A 16,740-nucleotide genomic window follows, 5' to 3' on the forward strand; every position below is an offset into this window, starting at 1 on the left:
ATGGAGGGAAGGATGCTTGCTATTCGGTCCCGTCATGCCATGGGCCACCACGGCCCGAAGCGGTCGAGCGGGCCCCATTCGGGCTCGATATCCGGTTCGCGGTGCAGGCGGCACCGCATGGTCGCTTTGGCTATCTCTTCAGGCACCGTCCTCGCGGTTGGTGCGCGCGACGAGTCTAGCGCACCACGACCCGCACCGCCCCGATCACCTCTTCGTCGCGCATGAGCCGCAGGATATAGGCCCCCGCGCCGAGCCCCTCACGGAACAGGGTAACGCTTCGCCCCGTCGGTCGCAGCACGCGAAGCACCCGTCCGCTCACATCCACCAGCTCGATGTGGTGTTGCCCGGTGAGCGGCTCGCTCAAGTGCAGGACCGCCTGATCGCCCATCGGGTTCGGCGCCACGCGCAGGGTGCGGCCGGCGGCTTCTGCGACGTCCGTGAAGATGTAGGTGTACGGAGCGCTCAAGGCCACGCAGCCGTACTCGCTGGTCACCTGCGCGGTGTAGTCGCCGGTCTGGGTGGGCAGGAGCTGCGGCAGGGTGTCGCCGGGCAGCAGCACTCCGTTCAGGAACCACTGGTGGTGGATGCCGGCACTGGCCTCCAGCACGTCCGGCGTGGGAGAGCCGATCAGGGCCTCATGCAGGCTGCAGTCCACCAGCGTGTTCAGCACCGTGTTCGTGATCACCGGGGGGTTGAGGTCGAAGTAGATCGCGGCGCTGTTGGTGATCGCGGTGAGGTGCGGGGATCCTGCAATAGGCTTGATGCGGTACTTGACGAAGCCGTGGCTCGCGGGTTCGTTCACGTTGCTGTCGGGCAGCAGGATGCGCTCGAAGCGGAAGAGTGCCACCTGCTGGGCGTCCACCTGGATCCGGGTGAGGTCGTGCGAGGCGGCCAGCACCTCCATGGTCAGCGGGTCGAGGTCGGCGTCCAGGGTGTCCAGCAGCTGCACGGTGAAGGCGGTATCGGTGCCGGTGTTCTGGAAGCGGACGGTGTACTCCAGCCATTCCTGGTCGATGGGCACTGCGCCGGTCAGGCCGAAGCCCTGTGGGGTCACCAGCTTGTCGTTGGGGTCGAAGGCGCAGGAGACCGTGGTCTGGAACGGCGGCTGTTGGAAGATGATGGGCTGGTTCGCGGCCGTGACGGTGTAGCCGTATCCGGCCACGGACCCCACGGGCCCTACTGTGAGCACGATGGTCGCCTGGAACTCTTGGAACCAACCAAGACTATCGATGTACCAGTGGATGTGGTGGTTCACGATGGAGTCCGGTGTCGGATAGGCGCCGTCAATGGTCATGTCCGGCTCCACCACGAAGTCCATGTGGATGCCCTCGGGAATGAAGGTGCCGTTGTTGCGGAGGGTGAGCCACACCACCACCTGATCGTCGCAACGCAGTACGCCGCTTCGGGTAAGCGTGATGAAGGGCAGCGTGTCCTGGATGGCGGGTGCCAGGCCGATGTCGAGCCCCGTGGCGATGGGCTGTTGCACCGTGAGGGAGGCCTGCAAGGTGTCGGGGTCGTTGGTCACCGCGTAGAGGGTCGGCGGCGTATGCCACACGTTCCAGGTGCCGGTATCAGCGGGCAGGTCGTAGTCGCCCGCGCTGTTGGTCCACACCAGCACCGGGTTGGCGTCGGTGCGCACCAGGCGGAAGGGGATCTTCAGATCGGTGCTATCCAGGTGGGAATCCACATCGTAGTCCATGAACACCGAGCCGCGCAGGCGGAAGGCGTTGAAGAAGAGGTTCTCCTGCCAGCTGATCGTGCGGAAGCGAGCCGTGATCAGGTCGGGCACCGCATCGTTGTTGATGTCCTCGTACACCATCGCCGCAGCGCTCTCGGCCGTGGGGTCGATCAAGCTGGCCCCGCCGATGGTGCCATCGCCCACGCCGAGATTGTAGTAGGTCTGGTGGGTGTAGCCATTGCTCATGGCCCACAGCACATCGGGGATGGCATCGCCGTTGACGTCGCGCATCAGGATGGCGCGTGGCTGCGGGGCGGTCACTCCATTGAACAGGAGCGTTCCGTTGACCAAGGCCCCGGTGCCATCATTGTAGAACCCGTGTATCTGGATGCCGCCGACAATGACCGCCGCATCGGGATCGCCGTCGCTGTCCAGGTCGCCCAAGGCGAACTTCGCATAGGCGAGCGCAGGGGTGCTGATGGCGGAGAAGCCGCCGGCCCCATCGCCGATCAACGTGGAGAAGCCTGGTGTGGTCAGGATCACCAGGTCCATGACCCCATCGCCGTTCATGTCCGCTGCGCGCACCTCCCCGCCCACCAACAAGGGTTCGGTGTGCGGAGAGAAAGATCCGGAGCCGTCGTTCTCGAACCATTGGTCCGTGCCGATGAGATCAAGGTCGGCATCGCCATCCAGGTCCACTTCGGCGCGGCTGACGCCGAGGCCCGGCAGGGTGTCCGGTGTCCAGGAGCTTCCCCCCGCGACGTTCCACAGGATGGCCCGGTCGGCCTTGTTGGTGATGATGTCCAGGAGGCCGTCGGCGTCCAGGTCGGCCAGCCGGCTCACGGTCACTTGATCGGCGAATGCCGTCACTTCCTGCTGCCGGCCGAAGGTGCCGTCCCCATTGTTGGCGTACCAATGGATCCGGTCATCGTAGCGGCTGGCGGTCACCAGGTCCTTGTCGCCGTCGAGGTCGATGTCGCCCGCGCTGAGGTCGTAGGCCCCGCCCATGGTCTGGCAGAAGCGCTCGCGGGGCGCGAAGGTGCCGGCGCCCGTGTTGGGGTACCAGCCCGCCAGGTCCATGCCGCTGCACTGCATCAGGTCCACGAGGCCATCGCCGTTGAGGTCGGCGCCGTGGTAGCTGGTGCCCACCAGGTTGTAGCCGCTCACCTGCTCCACGTTGGCGCTGGTCCAGGTGCTGCCGCCATCGTTGCGCAGGATCCGCACATCGCAGCTGGTACCGCTGTCCATGCTGAAGTCCATGTCGCCGTCGCCATCAAAGTCACCGAGGGCTTCGGGGATGCCGCTGGGGATGGTGTCGCCTAGGGCGAAGGTGCCGATGCCGTCGTTGGCGAACCATACGGTGCCGCCCGGCAGTCCGAAGGCGATGAGGTCGTTGTCGCCATCGGCGTCCACATCGCCGCACCGAGGCGTGCTGGGCTGCGCCAACGGGTTGATCGCTTGCTGCGGACCGAAGGCGCCGGCGCCCAAGCCCTTGTACCAGCCCATTTGTGGGTTGGTACCGCCGATGACAAGGTCCTTCAGTCCATCACCGTCGAGGTCGGCGTGTGCCACGGCCAGGCTGGTGGTGGTGCCCAGTGGTCCCAGGGAGGCTCCCACCGTGAAGGTGCCCCCGCCCTGGTTCAGTAGCAGGTCCACGCTGTTGGCCTGCCGGATCACATCGTCCACGTCGCCATCCCCGTCCAGGTCCTCCAGCAGCCGGGCCGGCGTGCCTGCGGGGCAGTAAGCGCCCATCAGGGTCACCGCGCCGGTGCCGTCGTTCCGGTACCAGCTATTGTCGACCACCAGGTCCGCGTAGCCGTCCGCATCGATGTCCCGAAGCATCACCGCGGCAGCGCCGTTGATGCTTCCCGTGAACATGATCCGCATCGGCCCGAACGCACCGCCGCCCAGGTTCTCGAACCAGCGCATGGTGTAGGTGTAGATGCTGCCCGTGCCGGAGTTGTAGGTCACCGGGTCCAGGTCGCCATCGCCGTCCACGTCACCGGCCAAGACGCGGCCTGGGTATTTGGCCTCGCTCTCGAAGAGCAGGTTCACCGGCCCGAACTGGGCGTGGGCGAGGCCGACGGAGAGCAGCGCGGCGAGCGCGAGCGGGGACCGGAGCGGGGTGCACATGGTGGGAGGTAGACGCATCGGCGGGTAAAGGTTGTGTACGGGATGCCTCAGCGCCAAAGTTGGAGCACGGCGTTGGGCCGGTGGAGCACGGTGTCCATCGACATGCGGATGGTGGGTGCCCAGGCTTCGGCGCAAGCATCGGACGTGGCCGTGTCCGGGCCCAGCACCACCACGGCGTCCACGAAACGATCCGGCGGGGTTCGGGCCATGTGCCGCAGCCAATACCCATCGCACATCCGACCGGCCAGCAGCGCACGCATGCGCTCGGCCTGCGGGGTGCCGCGCGCATACCAGTGTCCGCCCCGCCCCGCCAGCACCAGGCCATCGTGCAGGGTGCAGAGGTCGGCCGCGGCGTTGTGCATCAACCAGTCGGTGCCGCGGTGCGCGACGGCCACGACGCTGTTCGACGGAAGGATCCTCGCCACAGCCTCCAGGTCGTTCTGCGCCGCGGCGTAGGGTGCCCAGCGGCGCTCCAACAGCAGCAAGCGCGCGGTGTGCAGCAGACATAGGCCGGCGAACAGGACGAACACGACCCGGCGGGCCGGCAGCCGCACCGCCACACCGAGGGTGAACAGAAGCAAGGCCAGCCAGAGGGTCCGGTCGGGCAGGTAGAGCAGGCCGGATATGCTCGTGCGCACGAACACGGCTGCGGTGACCATCAGTGCGGCCACGCTCCACAGGATCACGTCGGCCCGGTGGGGCACGGCCATTCCTGATCGCAGGGCGATCGCCCATAGGGCCAGCAGAAGTGTGGCGATGGCCAGCAACAGCGGTCGTTCGGCCTCCGCGTCGAGCAGCACCAGGGGATGCAGCCCGAGCATGGCGGCCCAGGGGTCCACGGTGCGTGCTGGTTCCAGGGGCGCACGCTGCAGGGCCTGCCACACGGGCATCGCGGCGCAGACGAGCAACACTCCCAGGCCGAGCGCCCACCATCCGCGTCGGCCGCTGGGGCCCCGCTGACGCAGCCCTTCGCTCAGCGTCACCAGGACCGCGAGCAGCAGCGGCGCCGAACGGTGGCACCAGGCCGCGGCCAGCGCGAAGCCCAGAGCGGCCGTCCAGCGGCGCGCCCCCTCGCGCCAGGCGCACCACCGGTCCCACGCCAGCAGTGCGCAGGCCGTGCCCAGCAGGAAGCCGAAGAAGCCGTGCACCAGCAGCTGGCCGGTGGCCACGGGCAGCACGAGCACGGCGGCCCAGGGGTTCGCCGGGTTCATCCGCCGCACGGTACACCAGGCGGCAAGCAACACCAGCCCGATGGACACCACCACCAGGGCGCGCTGCGCGGCGAAGGGTCCGGCCAGCCGCAGCACCGGCAGCGCGATCAGGTCCGTGGCGCGGGGCAGGTCGCGGGACAGGTCCACCAGCAGCCCGTGGCCCCCGGGGGCATCGCCGGCGAGCCTGTGCGCCAGGTGGTCGGCATGCAGCACATGCAGCGGGCCGTCGAGGGTGCGCACATGGCGGAAGGCCAGGGGCACGGCGGCGAAGGCCAGCAGCAGCGCGAGCGCGGGCCAGGGTCGTGGCATCAGCGGCGAAGGTCGTTCAGGCCGGGCTGTAACTTTCACTCCGCACCACCGTCCCACGAGCAGCGAGGACCCCCTGCCTCCATGACCGTAGCCGACTACAATATCGCTGTGGACGCCCATTCGGACGGCATCTATCGGTTCGCGCTCAAACACCTGCGCGATACGGATCAGGCCAAGGACGTGGTGCAGGAGTCGTTCGCGCGGTTATGGGTGAAGGTGGATGAGGTGGAGGCCACGAAGGCGAAGAGCTACCTGTTCACCACCGCCCACCACATCATGGTGGACGAAGTGCGCAAGGGAAGCCGCAGCACCCGCATGGAGGAACATCATGAGGACCTGCACTGGAGCAGCCAGTCGCAGCCCGATCTGCAGCGGGTGCTGGAGGCGGGGCTGGCGCAGCTGCCGCAGGTGCAGCGCAGCGTGGTGCTGCTGCGCGACCTGGAGGGATACAGCTATGAGGAGATCGCGGAGCTCACCGGCCTGAACCTCACACAGGTGAAAGTGTACATCTACCGGGGCCGCACCGCGTTGAAGGACTACATCGGCAAACTCGAGCTCGTGCTGTGAAGCTGGACCGCACCACCTACGAAGCCTGGCTGCTGGACCGCCTGGAAGGCTCGCTCAGCCCCGCGCAGCTGCGGAAGCTCGATGACTTCCTGCGCGCCAATCCGGACTTGGCGGCCGAAGCGGAGGCGATGACCGGTGACCCGCCGAAGTTGGAGGCCGAAGCTCCGCGCTTCCCCGGGAAGGCCGGCCTGAAGCGCGCGCTACCCCCGCTAGGCCTGCCCACGGCACCCACGCTGCAGGACTTCCTTGTGGCCGCGGCGGAGGGCGACTTGGACCCCGAACAGCAGCGCGCCCTGGAGGCCTATCTGGAGGGGCATCCCGCTGCGCGCAACGATGCCCGGTTGATGGCGTTGGCGCGGTTGACCCCCGGCGCTGCAGCCATGCCCGGGCGCACGGACCTGCAACGCCACTTTCCGCCCACTGGGGCAGTGGACCGTCACCGACTGACCGACTTCCTGATCGCCGACCTGGAAGGTGAGCTTGGTGTCGCGGAGCGGAAGGCCCTGCGGGCCTACCTCGCAGCACACCCCGAGGCGGCGCGTGATCAGCGTCTGGTGGCCGCCACGCGGGTGCGCCCCGATGCCGTGACCTTCCCGGGCCGGGCCGGGCTGCACAAGCGCGAAGGCCGTGTGGTGCCGCTCTTCGGGGGGGCGCCCATGCGCCGCTTTGCCGCCGCCGCCAGTGTGGCCCTGCTCCTGGGGCTCGGCATCTGGGCCCTCAGCCGCGGACCCCGGCCTGCCGTGGTGGAGGTCGCTGAGCTGCCCACCCCGCCGAAGCCCGCGACGCCACCGGCTGAGCCGGGAACCCCAACCCTCGAGACGAAGCGGCAAGGCGCCACCGCGAACGAGGAACCGCGGTCGCCCGTGCATGACGCGCCGCGTTCCGAAGCCCGGCGGGAGCCGGAAGGCCCCGCCCCGACGACCGGCCGACCGGCACCCGGACCACAGCCCCCCCCGGCGGACCGGATGATGCTTGCGCGTGTGGAGCCCGCCCGCCCGGACTTGCCCACGACCACCACCGCGAAGCCCGTGTCCGTGGAGCCGGTGGCACCGGCGCCGCTGACCTCCGCCCCCGAAGAGTTGTTGGCCTCCTCCGTCGGCTCATCACAGGCACCGCCCACCCTGGCCGGGCTCCTGGCCCAGCGCGTGCGTGGTGAGGTGCTCGAGCAGCGCGAGCCGGACGCCCGCCCGCTGGACGAGGCCGATGCCGTGGCCGCTGTGGACAAAGGCCTAAAGCGGCTGGGCGGTGCGCAGGCCGGCCTTGATGTACAGCGCAATGGTCGCCGCCTCACCCGCCTCGACCTGCGCTTGGGCAATGGCCTGGCCTTCACCGCCAGCCGCGGCCGCTGACCGGCCGTGCCCGGTGCCGCTCATCCCGGTGCCGCTTCCGCTCATCACAAGCACCCCGCCCGGCTGTAACAGCAGGTGGTCCGGTGCCGTCCCATGAGCACAGACCACCAACACCGACCGCCATGAACGCCGCCACCCTCAAGAAGAGCCTCCTGCTGCTCGCCACTGTGTTCACCTACGGGTATGCCCGTGCCGCCGAGCCCCTGCGCACCAGTGCGGGCCACGCCACCGCCCTGGAGCGCGCCGTGGAGCGCCAGCTGAACCGCCACGTGGTGTTCCCCGTGCTGGAGCGCACGCACGACATGACCGGCGAGGTCACCGTGAGCTTCGTGGTGGACCGCGAAGGCCGGCTGGAGGTGCTGGAGTGCGTGTCGGCCAACGAGGCGCTGCGCCAGTATGTGCTGGAGAAGCTCGCCAAAGTGGACGTGGGGGTGAACCCTGATGGCATCTGGAAGACGAGCCGCGTGCGCTTCATCTTCCGCCCGGAGCAGGCTTGAAGCGTCAGCAACGGACGAACGCGGGCGGCCGATTTCGGCCGCCCGCGTCATTTCCGGCGATCCGACCACGCGCACCGTTCATCACGCGCTCAACGCCACCCGTACCGATCGGGTAACAAGGCCCCCGCCCACACCGTCCAACGCATACCAACACCAAAGACCCATCGCCATGCGCACGCTACCGATCCTCCCCGCCCTGATGCTGCTGACCCTGTTGTTCACCAGCCCCGCTCTGCATGCCGCCGAACCTGCGCGCGCCACTTCCGCCGACGAACTGGAGCTGGCCGTGGAGCGCGCGCTCAACCGCCATGTCGTGTTCCCGCTGCTGGAGCGCAAGCACGACATGACCGGTGAGGTCACCGTGAGCTTCGTGGTGAACAGCGAAGGTCGGCTGGAGGTGCTCGAGTGCTGGTCCGCCAACGAGCCGCTGCGTCAGTACGTGCTGAGCAAGCTGGCCAAGGTGGATGTGGGGGACAACCCGGACGGCATCTGGCGCACCACCCGCGTGCATTTCGTCTTCCGCCCGGAGAAGGCCTGAAGGTCTTGGTAGGTAGGTTGGGAAGAGGCGCCCCAGGAGGGGCGCCTTCTTTTTCTCCGCGGGCTGTAACTCGGAAAGGGAGCGCCCGTCCTACGAACGAGCGGTGGCCAAGTCCCTGCACCGAAAACGAGAAGACCATGCGTACCACGATCATCCGCACCACCCTCCTGCTGGCCGCCGGCTTTGGCCTGGCCGGCTTCGCCCAAGCGCAGGACGACAGCACCTCCACACGCCGCAACACCCTCGAGCTCGGGGTCCACACCAAGCGCGGACCGTATGCCCAGGTGAAGGGCAAGGACGACACGGCCCAGGAGGACAAGCCGGACACGATCACTTTCCAGACCAAGCGGAAGATCATCACCATCCTGACGGAGAACAAGGTGATGGACACCACCGGGGTGGCCGCGGCCGAGCGCCTGCGACACCTGCGGCGGGAGCGCCGCAATGCCTTCACCTATTGGACGGGGGTGGAGATCGGGCTCAACAACTTCATGAGCCCCGACGGCGGCTTCGACCTGCCCGAGAAGGCGCGGTTCATGCAGCTGGAGGACGCCAACTCCCGGTTCTTCGCCCTCAATGTGGCCGAGTACAAGGTGGAGTTCGGCAGCCACCACGCCGGGCTCTTCACCGGGCTGGGCCTGGAGTTCGTGAACTACCGGCTGAGCAACAACGTGCGCCTGGCCTATGACAGCGATTCGGTGTTCGCGCAGACCGTGGTGGAGCCGGACCTGCGCAAGAACAAACTGCGGCAGATCGGCCTGCGCGTGCCGGTGATGTTCGAGTTCAACACCAAGCGCTCGCCGCTGCCCACCGAGGATGAGCTGCGGGCCGGGGCATGGAAGAACAAGGGGTTCTCGCGCAAGAACAACTTCCATTTCGCCTTCGGGGTGGTGGGCAGCTGGTACTTCGACACCATGTACAAGGTGAAGTACCGGCAGGACGGTGACATGGAGAAGGAGCGCAGCAAGGGGTCGTTCAACCTGTTGAACTACCGGTTGGCAGCGCGGGCCCAGGTGGGCTGGGGCGGCCTGAACCTGTTCGCCGAGTACGCGCTCACGCCGCTCTTCGAGGAGAACAAGGGCCCCGAGCTGATCCCGGTGAACGCAGGCATCGCCCTGGTGGGTTTCAACTGAAGGCCGGCCGGCCCGCAGGCGCGACAAGGGGAAGAGCCGAAGGGTGACCGGTCCGTGCGGGCCGTGCGGGCGATCGTCCCGCGCGGCCTGCGTATTTTCGCGGCCCACCGAACGAACCGCCGCAGCCATGGGCCGCATCTTCGAAAAACGCAAGCACAAGATCTTCGCCCGCAACGCGAAGCTCAGCAAGCTCTTCACCCGCATCGGCAAGGAGATCAGCATGGCCGTGAAGGCCGGCGGCCCCAGTCCGGAGGCCAACATGCGCCTGAAAATGGCCATCCAGAACGCCCGCGGCGCCAACATGCCCAAGGACAACATCGAGCGCGCCATCAAGAAGGCGGCCGGTGGCGGCGAGGCCGACTACGTGGAGATCACCTACGAGGGCTATGCGCCGGGGGGCGTTGCCGTGTTCGTGGACGCCAGCACCAACAACGTCAACCGCACGGTGGGCAACGTGCGTAGCTATTTCACCAAGTGCGACAGCAACCTGGGCACCAACGGCTCGCTGGCCCATGTCTTCGAACGCAAAGGCGAGTTCGTCATCGAGCTGGCGGCGCTGAAGGGCCGCGATGCCGATGAGTTCGAGATGGATCTCATCGATGCCGGGGCGGACGACGTGCTGCGCGACGAGGAGGGGTTCATGGTGCTGGTGCCGTTCCAAGGATTCGGGGCCATGCAGCAGAAGTTGGACCAGCTGGGCGTGGAGAGCAAGAGCGCCGAACTGAAGCGCTTCCCCCTCACCACCATCCCGGCGGACCTCAGCACGGCGCGCAACGTGATGCGTCTGGTGGACATGCTGGAGGAGGATGACGACGTCAACGCCGTCTTCCACAACATGGAGCTCACCGAGGAGGTCGAGGCCGAGCTGGCCCAGGGCTAGGGTCGTCAGCGCGGCCGGAAGCGGATGTGATAGCGCGTGCCCTCCGGGCCGCTCTCCACGGTGAGCAGGCCGTTCATCTGTTCCACCAGGCTCTCGATCAGGCTCACCCCCAGGGTGCTGCCATCGCTGCTGATCTTGTGCCGGGGGATGCCCACCCCGTCGTCCGCGTAGATGAGGTCGAAGGCGTGCTCGTCCACGCGCCGCACCGTGAGGGTGATCCGTCCGGATGGCCGGTCCTTGAAGGCGTGCTTGAACGAGTTGGTGATGAGCTCGTTGAGCACCAGGCCCAGCGGCACCATGGTGGTAAGATCGAATGTGATGCCCGGGTCCACCTGGGCGCTGTAGCGGATGGTGTCGCGCACGTTGTTCAGCTGCACCAGTTCGGCGAACAGTTCCTGGATGTAGACCGCCAGATCGAGGTGCACCAGCTCATCGCCGCGGTAGAGCTTCTCATGGATCAGGGCCATGGAGGCCACCCTGCTCTGGCTCTGGTCGAACACGTGCTGAAGGCGCTCATCGTCCACGGTGGCGCGCTGTAGCCGCAGCAGGCTCGCCACCACCTGCAGGTTGTTCTTCACCCTGTGGTGGATCTCCTTGATGAGCACGTTGATCCGGGCGTTGGCCTGCTGCAATTTGGTCTTTTCCTCCTCCAGGGCCTTCTTCTGCTCGGCGTCCAGGTCGCGAGCGGCGCGCAGGTTCTCCTTCATGCGGCTGAGGGCCATGCCGAGCACGTCATCGGCGCCGCGCACGGGCACGGGGGTGTCGTAGTTGCCCTTGCCGATGGCCTCGGCGCTGTCGCTCAGGGCGCGCACGTTCTCGATCATGCGGTTGAAGCTGCGGGCCATGGTGCCGAACTCGTCGTTGCTCGTCACGGGCACCTTCACCCGGATGTCACCTTCGGCCAGGGCCCCGGCGGCGTGGGTCACCTCGTTCACCGTACGACGCATGCCGCGCAGGATGATCCAGGCCATGACGATCACCGCCGAGAGCACGCCCACCAGAGCGGCCAGCACGAGCAGTAGCCGCTGCTCGGCGTCGCGCCGGTTGGCGTCGGTGGACTCCACGATCCGGGCGATCGACCGGTCGGCCAGGCCATTGAGCAGGGCCAGGGTGCGGTCGCTACTGGCACGCCACTCGACAGGGTCCACGTTGAGCCCCTCCAGGGCCCGCTTCTCCTGCACCGTGCCCATGATGGTGCGCACGAAGTTCACCTCGGGCCCTTGGAACTCGCGTTGGAAAGCGGCCAGCACCTCGCCGGGGGCGTCACGTTCGAAGAGATAGAGGTTGGTGGCGTAGCGGGCCATGGCATCACTGAGCTCGCCCAGCTCGGCGACCGGGAGCCAGCCCTTGGTGAATCCCCGCCCCAGGGTGGTGCGCACGCCGGCCAGTGCATCGATGGCGTTCAACAGGCTCAAGTGCGAGTACAGCCGGTCCTTGGTCTCGGGGTCCAGCGCCAGCTTGGCCACGCGGCTCAGGTCATTGAGCAGGGTGGAGCGCATGGCGCGGTAGGCTTTGTCCACATCGGCACTGGCGATGCGGCGCTCCTGCACGCGCTGGCGCAGCAGGCCCAGGCCGGTGAGCACCGCGGCACCTTCCACGTCCTGGCCCAGGACGAGCTCGGGGTCGTTGAGGGCGTCGGCCGCGGCATCGGTGCGCACGTATTGCAGCGACAGGCGCGCCTGGTTGTCCTGCACACCGGCCAGGTAGGTCAGGGCGGCGGCGTTCTCCTCCTGAAGCTCGTGCAGAAGGCCGCTGAGGCGACCGATGTTGCGTGTCTGCAGGTTGATGTACCGCAGCACATCGCGGCGCTTGAGGCTGCCGTCCACCTGCTTGCCGATCAGCAGCACCAGCCCCATCACGGGGATGGCCAGGGTGATGAGCAGCTTGGTGCGCACCGGCAGGTCCGCGAAGCGCAACGCCATGCCCGCAAAGTACGCGAAGGCCCTGGCCGGTCCACTACCGCCGGGTCGACCACTTTCTCCCTCGCCAGCGACCGGCGTGCGCAGCAGGTGCTCAGGGCGGTCGCCCATGCCGCTACCGCAGGCATGCACGCCCTGGCCCCCTTGCGCCTCTGCGTGATGGCCCACAACGACCGCACCGCCCGTTAACTTGGCCGCCCCTCGCAGCCCCCGCCCCGATGAACGACGCCTTCAAGACCCTCGCCGAACGCACCGAACAGGCCCTGCAGGGCGGTGGTGCCGAGCGCATCGCCGCCCAGCACAAGAAGGGCAAGCTCACCGCGCGCGAACGGGTGGACATGCTGCTGGACGAGGGCAGCTTCCAGGAGATCGGCCAGTTGGTGACCCACCGCAGCACCAACTTCGGGCTGGACCGGCAGGTGTTCCTGGGCGATGGGGTGGTCACCGGCTACGGCACCATCGACGGACGGCTGGTGTACGTGTTCAGCCAGGACTTCACCGTGCTGGGCGGCTCGCTGGCCGAGGCGCACGCCGAGAAGATCTGCCGCATCATGGACCTGGCCATGCAGAACGGCGCCCCGGTGATCGGCCTCAATGACAGCGGCGGCGCCCGCATCCAGGAGGGCGTGGTGAGCCTGGGCGGCTACGCGGACATCTTCTTCCGCAACGTACGCAGCAGCGGAGTGGTGCCGCAGATCAGTGCCATCATGGGCCCCTGCGCCGGTGGCGCGGTGTACAGCCCGGCGCTCACCGACTTCGTGCTGATGGTGGAGAACACCAGTTATATGTTCGTCACCGGCCCCAACGTGGTGAAGACCGTGACGCACGAGACGGTGACGGCCGAGGAGCTCGGGGGCGCCGCCACGCACGCCAGCAAGAGCGGGGTGGCCCACTTCACCGCGCCCAACGAGCTGGAGGCGCTGCAGGCCCTGCGCCGCCTGGTGTCCTTCATCCCGTCCAACTGCGAAGAGGAGCCGCCCGCGTTGGCCTACGTCGCGAGCGATGAGCGGCGGCCCGAGCTCGACACCATCATCCCGGCCAACCCCAATCAGCCCTACGACATCCGGCAGGTGATGAACGCGGTGATCGACCCCGACAGCAGCATGGAGGTGCACGCCGACCACGCCCGCAACATGGTGATCGGCTTCGCGCGTGTGGAAGGGCGGACCGTGGGCTGCGTGGCCAACCAGCCCGCTGTGCTCGCCGGGGTGCTCGACATCGACGCCAGCATCAAGGCCGCGCGGTTCGTGCGTTTCTGCGACGCCTTCAACATCCCGCTGCTGGTGTTCGTGGACGTGCCCGGCTTCCTGCCCGGCACCGACCAGGAGTGGCGCGGCATCATCGACCACGGGGCCAAGCTGCTGTACGCCTTCAGCGAAGCCACCGTGCCGCGCATCACCGTCATCACCCGCAAAGCCTACGGCGGCGCGTACGACGTGATGAACAGCAAGCACATCGGCTGCGACATGAACTACGCCTGGCCCAGTGCGGAGATCGCCGTGATGGGCGCCAAGGGCGCCGCCGAGATCATCTTCAAGAACGAGATCGCCAAGGCGCCCGATCCGCAGTCCAGGTGGCAGGAGAAGGAGGCCGAGTACAAGGAACAGTTCGCCAACCCCTACGAGGCGGCCGCGCGCGGCTATGTGGACGAGGTGATCCGCCCCAGCGAGACCCGCATCAAGGTGATGCACGCCCTGCGCATGCTGCGCAACAAGGTGGACAAGCTGCCTCGAAAAAAGCACGGGAACATCCCGCTGTAGGCTTGATCTAGATCACCCCCGCCAGCAGGCCCGCGGCGATGGCCAGCAGCAGCACCGCCACCGCGAGCTGCACGCCGCGGTAAGTGAGGGAAGGCAGCAGCTTGCGTCCCCACCACGCCCCGGCGAAGGCGGCCAGCACGTTGAAGGTCCTGTACTTGCGCCCCGTCACCAAGGCATCGTGCATGAAGTCCATGCTCCAGGTGATGTTCGGACCGATGGGCAGTACGATCGGGTCTTTCACCCGCTCGGGGACACGGCGTTTGGTGCGCTTGCGCTGGGGCAGTTCGCACTCCTTGTAGGTGCGATGCAGGCGCTTCTTGTTCGCTTGGCAGCCCTCATTCTCCATGCGGCCTCGGATCAGTGAGAAGCCCCATTGTGGCTCGCTTTCGGCCACGAACATCATGTGCTCGATCACCTCCGCATCGTTCTTCTCCTTGGGCTCATAGCGGTACACGCTAGCGCTCAAGTTCAACAGCTTGCAGGCCCGTCGTTCGCTGTACTGGCGCTGTTCGACCAGCCGGCGTACGATCGCTCGTTCGTCGTCCGGGCCTACAACTTTCCGTCGATGATCTCTTTGAGCACCTGGCGGTCCATCTGCGCCCCGGTGTACATCCTCTCAAGGCGGGCGTACTTCGCCTTCAGCTCCTTGAACTCCTTGAGCTGGTTGGCGTCCAGACCGCTGTACTTGACCTTCCCACTGGTAGAACGTGGGCTGGCTCACTCCATGCTCCCGGCACAGGTCCGCCACTTTCTTGCCCGCCTCGTGCTCGTGCAGCAGTGCAACGATCTGCGTTTCGGTGAATCTGCTCTTCTTCATCCTGATCAAGGTTATTGAGCCGGCACTCATGTAGCGGACGATCAACCCCTGATTCCCACTCGGATCCACCGATCGATCAGTGACTTGGGGAGAGCGCCGAGTACAACACATCAATGCCGGCTCAATAGGTGTTTCTACGTTCACCTGCACCTATGGCCTGTTCATATGCTACCGGCGCATGTCGAGTAGTTTGTTTAGGTTTGAACTACGAACCGACTTGAAGATGAGAACCTTGTTGCTCACGCTGTTGATCGTGTTGACCTATGTATGCCCTGCGCAGGATACGACGGGAACCAACGGGAAGGGGATCAAGGGTTTTTTTGGCCGACATAAGGGCTTCCGACTGGGCCTCAGCCTAGGTCCTCGGTTCTTGCCAGGCGGCGGCGGTGACGTGGAAGTACGTTACATCGACCAATCGCCAAGTCGGGACAGTCTGCGGCAGGTGATCAAAGTACCTACGGTCAAGACCGTGCTGGCCTACCAATTCTATGCAGAGGGTAAATTCAACCGATTCTTCTTTCAATTGGGGATCGAGGGTTTTTTCGGCAAGTTCAATACCCATGCGCCATTCGTGGGCATCGGCATCACGCCGCTCCGCTGGAAGAGTTGGGACGTACGCACCAGTGCACGGTTGACCTATGGTAGTGGTCGCTTGCGGCTCGGTGACGTAGAGAACAACTCGGTCTATTTCCTGATCGGGGACCAGTACATCTATGATGATTATCTCCGGATGAATTACCGTGACCGGTACGTAGGGATCGTTCCGTCCATTGGGATAGATAAGTCGTTCGGCCGACATTGGGCGGTGCACGCCAGCGCAAACCTGTTCATCACCATCCGGCATGATACGAGAGTGGAATTCTATGGTCATGACGGGGACGGACGGAATTCGGCGGCCAAGAAGAAGAACCCCTTCAGCTTGAGCGGCCCCAGAGATAGCACCAGCGAAGTTGACCTGGATGATGTGGACCTGGACTTCATCATGGATGGGGAGGTCATCGACAAATTGCCGCAGTACTATACTGGATTATCCCTTCTTGCCGGGGTCTGCTACATGTTCTGACGGATAGTGTGCCACTGGGCCGATCCGAACGAGGTGCTCCCGACCAAGCGATCCTTGCTCCTTCGGACTATGGGGCATGCGGCACCCTCAGATCACCCCCGCCAGCAGGCCCGCGGCGATGGCCAGCAGCAGCACCGCCACCGCGAGCTGCACGCCGCGGTAGGTGAGGGAAGGCAGCAGCTTGCGTCCCCACCACGCCCCGGCGAAGGCGGCCAGCACGCACACCGTCAGCAGCCCGGCGTGGGTGCCCAGCGCCGCGCGGTCCAGCACGGTGAGGTAGACCGGGATGCGCGCCAGGTCCACCAGCAGCGCGATGGCCGTGCCGGTGGCCACGTAGCCCTCCTTGCTGAGGCCGCCGTGCACCAGGAACATGCTGCGCAGGGCGCCCTGGTGGCCGCTGAGCCCACCGAATAGGCCGCTGACCAGCCCGCCCACGGTGCGCCAGCGCGCCCCGAAACGCAGGCCCTTGAGCGCCGGCGACAGCTCCAGCAGGGCGAAGAAGGCCATCAGCAGGGCGATCGTCACCTGCAACGGTCCCACCGCATGGCGGGCACCGTGGTAAAGGGGCTCCAGGCTGCCCAGGCGCCCCAGCAGCCAGGCCCCGGCGAAGGCGCCGGCGATCGCCGGCAGTCCGAAGGCCAGCAGCGTGGGCCGGTGCACGTGCGTGCGCAGCAGCGCGAACTTGAAGGCGTTGTTCAGCAGGTGCACCACAGCGGTGAGGGCCACGGCCTGCGGCAGGGGCAGGAAGAGCGCGAAGGCCGGCAGCAGCAGGGTGCCCAGCCCGAAGCCGCTCACGAAGGTGAGCAGCGAGGCCACCAAGGCCACCAGGGGCAACAGGAGCGTGCCGGACACCGCACGAACTTACGCAGACGCCGTCATGGCGCCC

Annotated in this window: 14 protein-coding genes; 8 read left to right on the plus strand and 6 right to left on the minus strand. The window is 66.6% G+C overall.

The annotated features are described in order from the left end of the window. Nucleotides 1-175: 175 nt before the first annotated feature. Entirely contained in the window at nucleotides 176-3,811 is a 3,636-nt protein-coding gene (locus IPJ87_15045; GenBank protein MBK7943166.1) for a T9SS type A sorting domain-containing protein, read from the minus strand. Nucleotides 3,812-3,858: 47 nt separating this feature from the next. Beyond that, nucleotides 3,859-5,331: a hypothetical protein gene (locus IPJ87_15050; protein MBK7943167.1), complete on the minus strand. Its 1,473-nt coding sequence runs from the start codon at nucleotides 5,329-5,331 to the stop codon at nucleotides 3,859-3,861. An 81-nt stretch (nucleotides 5,332-5,412) separates the two neighbouring features. Here IPJ87_15050 and IPJ87_15055 point away from each other — a divergent pair, with 81 nt between their 5' ends. From IPJ87_15055 to IPJ87_15080, 6 genes are all read left to right on the plus strand, one after another. Next, complete coding sequence (locus IPJ87_15055) at nucleotides 5,413-5,898, plus strand: RNA polymerase sigma factor (GenBank protein MBK7943168.1); 486 nt, start codon at nucleotides 5,413-5,415, stop codon at nucleotides 5,896-5,898. Further along, a complete protein-coding gene (locus IPJ87_15060; GenBank protein MBK7943169.1) occupies nucleotides 5,895-7,247 on the plus strand; it encodes a hypothetical protein in 1,353 nt (450 codons plus the stop codon). Before IPJ87_15055 ends, IPJ87_15060 begins: the two co-directional genes overlap by 4 nt. A 122-nt stretch (nucleotides 7,248-7,369) precedes the next feature. Beyond that, nucleotides 7,370-7,744: a hypothetical protein gene (locus tag IPJ87_15065; protein ID MBK7943170.1), complete on the plus strand. Its 375-nt coding sequence runs from the start codon at nucleotides 7,370-7,372 to the stop codon at nucleotides 7,742-7,744. A gap of 169 nt (nucleotides 7,745-7,913) precedes the next feature. Continuing rightward, nucleotides 7,914-8,282, plus strand: a complete 369-nt coding sequence (locus tag IPJ87_15070) for a hypothetical protein (GenBank protein MBK7943171.1) — start codon at nucleotides 7,914-7,916, stop codon at nucleotides 8,280-8,282. Nucleotides 8,283-8,419: 137 nt separating this feature from the next. Beyond that, on the plus strand, nucleotides 8,420-9,415 hold the full coding sequence (locus IPJ87_15075; protein ID MBK7943172.1) for a hypothetical protein: 996 nt from the start codon (nucleotides 8,420-8,422) through the stop codon (nucleotides 9,413-9,415). 127 nt (nucleotides 9,416-9,542) lie between these two features. After that, on the plus strand, nucleotides 9,543-10,295 hold the full coding sequence (locus IPJ87_15080) for a YebC/PmpR family DNA-binding transcriptional regulator (protein ID MBK7943173.1): 753 nt from the start codon (nucleotides 9,543-9,545) through the stop codon (nucleotides 10,293-10,295). A 5-nt stretch (nucleotides 10,296-10,300) separates the two neighbouring features. On the opposite strand, the gene IPJ87_15085 is transcribed toward IPJ87_15080, so the two are convergent. Further along, complete coding sequence (locus IPJ87_15085) at nucleotides 10,301-12,217, minus strand: HAMP domain-containing protein (protein ID MBK7943174.1); 1,917 nt, start codon at nucleotides 12,215-12,217, stop codon at nucleotides 10,301-10,303. A gap of 215 nt (nucleotides 12,218-12,432) precedes the next feature. Between IPJ87_15085 and IPJ87_15090 the strand changes: the two genes are divergently transcribed. Then, complete coding sequence (locus tag IPJ87_15090; GenBank protein MBK7943175.1) at nucleotides 12,433-13,974, plus strand: acyl-CoA carboxylase subunit beta; 1,542 nt, start codon at nucleotides 12,433-12,435, stop codon at nucleotides 13,972-13,974. Between the two features lie 7 nt (nucleotides 13,975-13,981). Here IPJ87_15090 and IPJ87_15095 read toward each other — a convergent pair whose 3' ends face one another. Continuing rightward, complete coding sequence (locus IPJ87_15095) at nucleotides 13,982-14,440, minus strand: hypothetical protein (GenBank protein MBK7943176.1); 459 nt, start codon at nucleotides 14,438-14,440, stop codon at nucleotides 13,982-13,984. 150 nt (nucleotides 14,441-14,590) lie between these two features. After that, nucleotides 14,591-14,791 carry a transposase gene (locus IPJ87_15100; GenBank protein ID MBK7943177.1) on the minus strand — a complete coding sequence of 67 codons (201 nt, stop codon included), beginning with the start codon at nucleotides 14,789-14,791 and terminating at the stop codon, nucleotides 14,591-14,593. 223 nt (nucleotides 14,792-15,014) lie between these two features. Between IPJ87_15100 and IPJ87_15105 the strand changes: the two genes are divergently transcribed. Beyond that, nucleotides 15,015-15,854, plus strand: a complete 840-nt coding sequence (locus tag IPJ87_15105) for a hypothetical protein (protein ID MBK7943178.1) — start codon at nucleotides 15,015-15,017, stop codon at nucleotides 15,852-15,854. Between the two features lie 87 nt (nucleotides 15,855-15,941). Here IPJ87_15105 and IPJ87_15110 read toward each other — a convergent pair whose 3' ends face one another. Continuing rightward, entirely contained in the window at nucleotides 15,942-16,706 is a 765-nt protein-coding gene (locus IPJ87_15110; protein MBK7943179.1) for a TSUP family transporter, read from the minus strand. Nucleotides 16,707-16,740: the final 34 nt, after the last annotated feature.

It is taken from the genome of Flavobacteriales bacterium (assembly GCA_016713875.1).
Classification (GTDB): domain Bacteria; phylum Bacteroidota; class Bacteroidia; order Flavobacteriales_F; family PHOS-HE28; genus PHOS-HE28.

What these genes read in the sequence shown, in the direction of transcription:
- IPJ87_15090 (MBK7943175.1), top strand. Translation starts at nt 12,433, where the DNA reads ATGAACGACGCCTTCAAGACCCTCGCCGAACGCACCGAACAGGCCCTG.
- IPJ87_15080 (MBK7943173.1), top strand. Translation starts at nt 9,543, where the DNA reads ATGGGCCGCATCTTCGAAAAACGCAAGCACAAGATCTTCGCCCGCAAC.
- IPJ87_15065 (MBK7943170.1), top strand. Translation starts at nt 7,370, where the DNA reads ATGAACGCCGCCACCCTCAAGAAGAGCCTCCTGCTGCTCGCCACTGTG.
- IPJ87_15055 (MBK7943168.1), top strand. Translation starts at nt 5,413, where the DNA reads ATGACCGTAGCCGACTACAATATCGCTGTGGACGCCCATTCGGACGGC.
- IPJ87_15050 (MBK7943167.1), bottom strand. Translation starts at nt 5,331, where the DNA reads ATGCCACGACCCTGGCCCGCGCTCGCGCTGCTGCTGGCCTTCGCCGCC.
- IPJ87_15045 (MBK7943166.1), bottom strand. Translation starts at nt 3,811, where the DNA reads ATGTGCACCCCGCTCCGGTCCCCGCTCGCGCTCGCCGCGCTGCTCTCC.
- IPJ87_15075 (MBK7943172.1), top strand. Translation starts at nt 8,420, where the DNA reads ATGCGTACCACGATCATCCGCACCACCCTCCTGCTGGCCGCCGGCTTT.
- IPJ87_15105 (MBK7943178.1), top strand. Translation starts at nt 15,015, where the DNA reads ATGAGAACCTTGTTGCTCACGCTGTTGATCGTGTTGACCTATGTATGC.
- IPJ87_15070 (MBK7943171.1), top strand. Translation starts at nt 7,914, where the DNA reads ATGCGCACGCTACCGATCCTCCCCGCCCTGATGCTGCTGACCCTGTTG.
- IPJ87_15100 (MBK7943177.1), bottom strand. Translation starts at nt 14,791, where the DNA reads ATGAAGAAGAGCAGATTCACCGAAACGCAGATCGTTGCACTGCTGCAC.
- IPJ87_15085 (MBK7943174.1), bottom strand. Translation starts at nt 12,217, where the DNA reads ATGGCGTTGCGCTTCGCGGACCTGCCGGTGCGCACCAAGCTGCTCATC.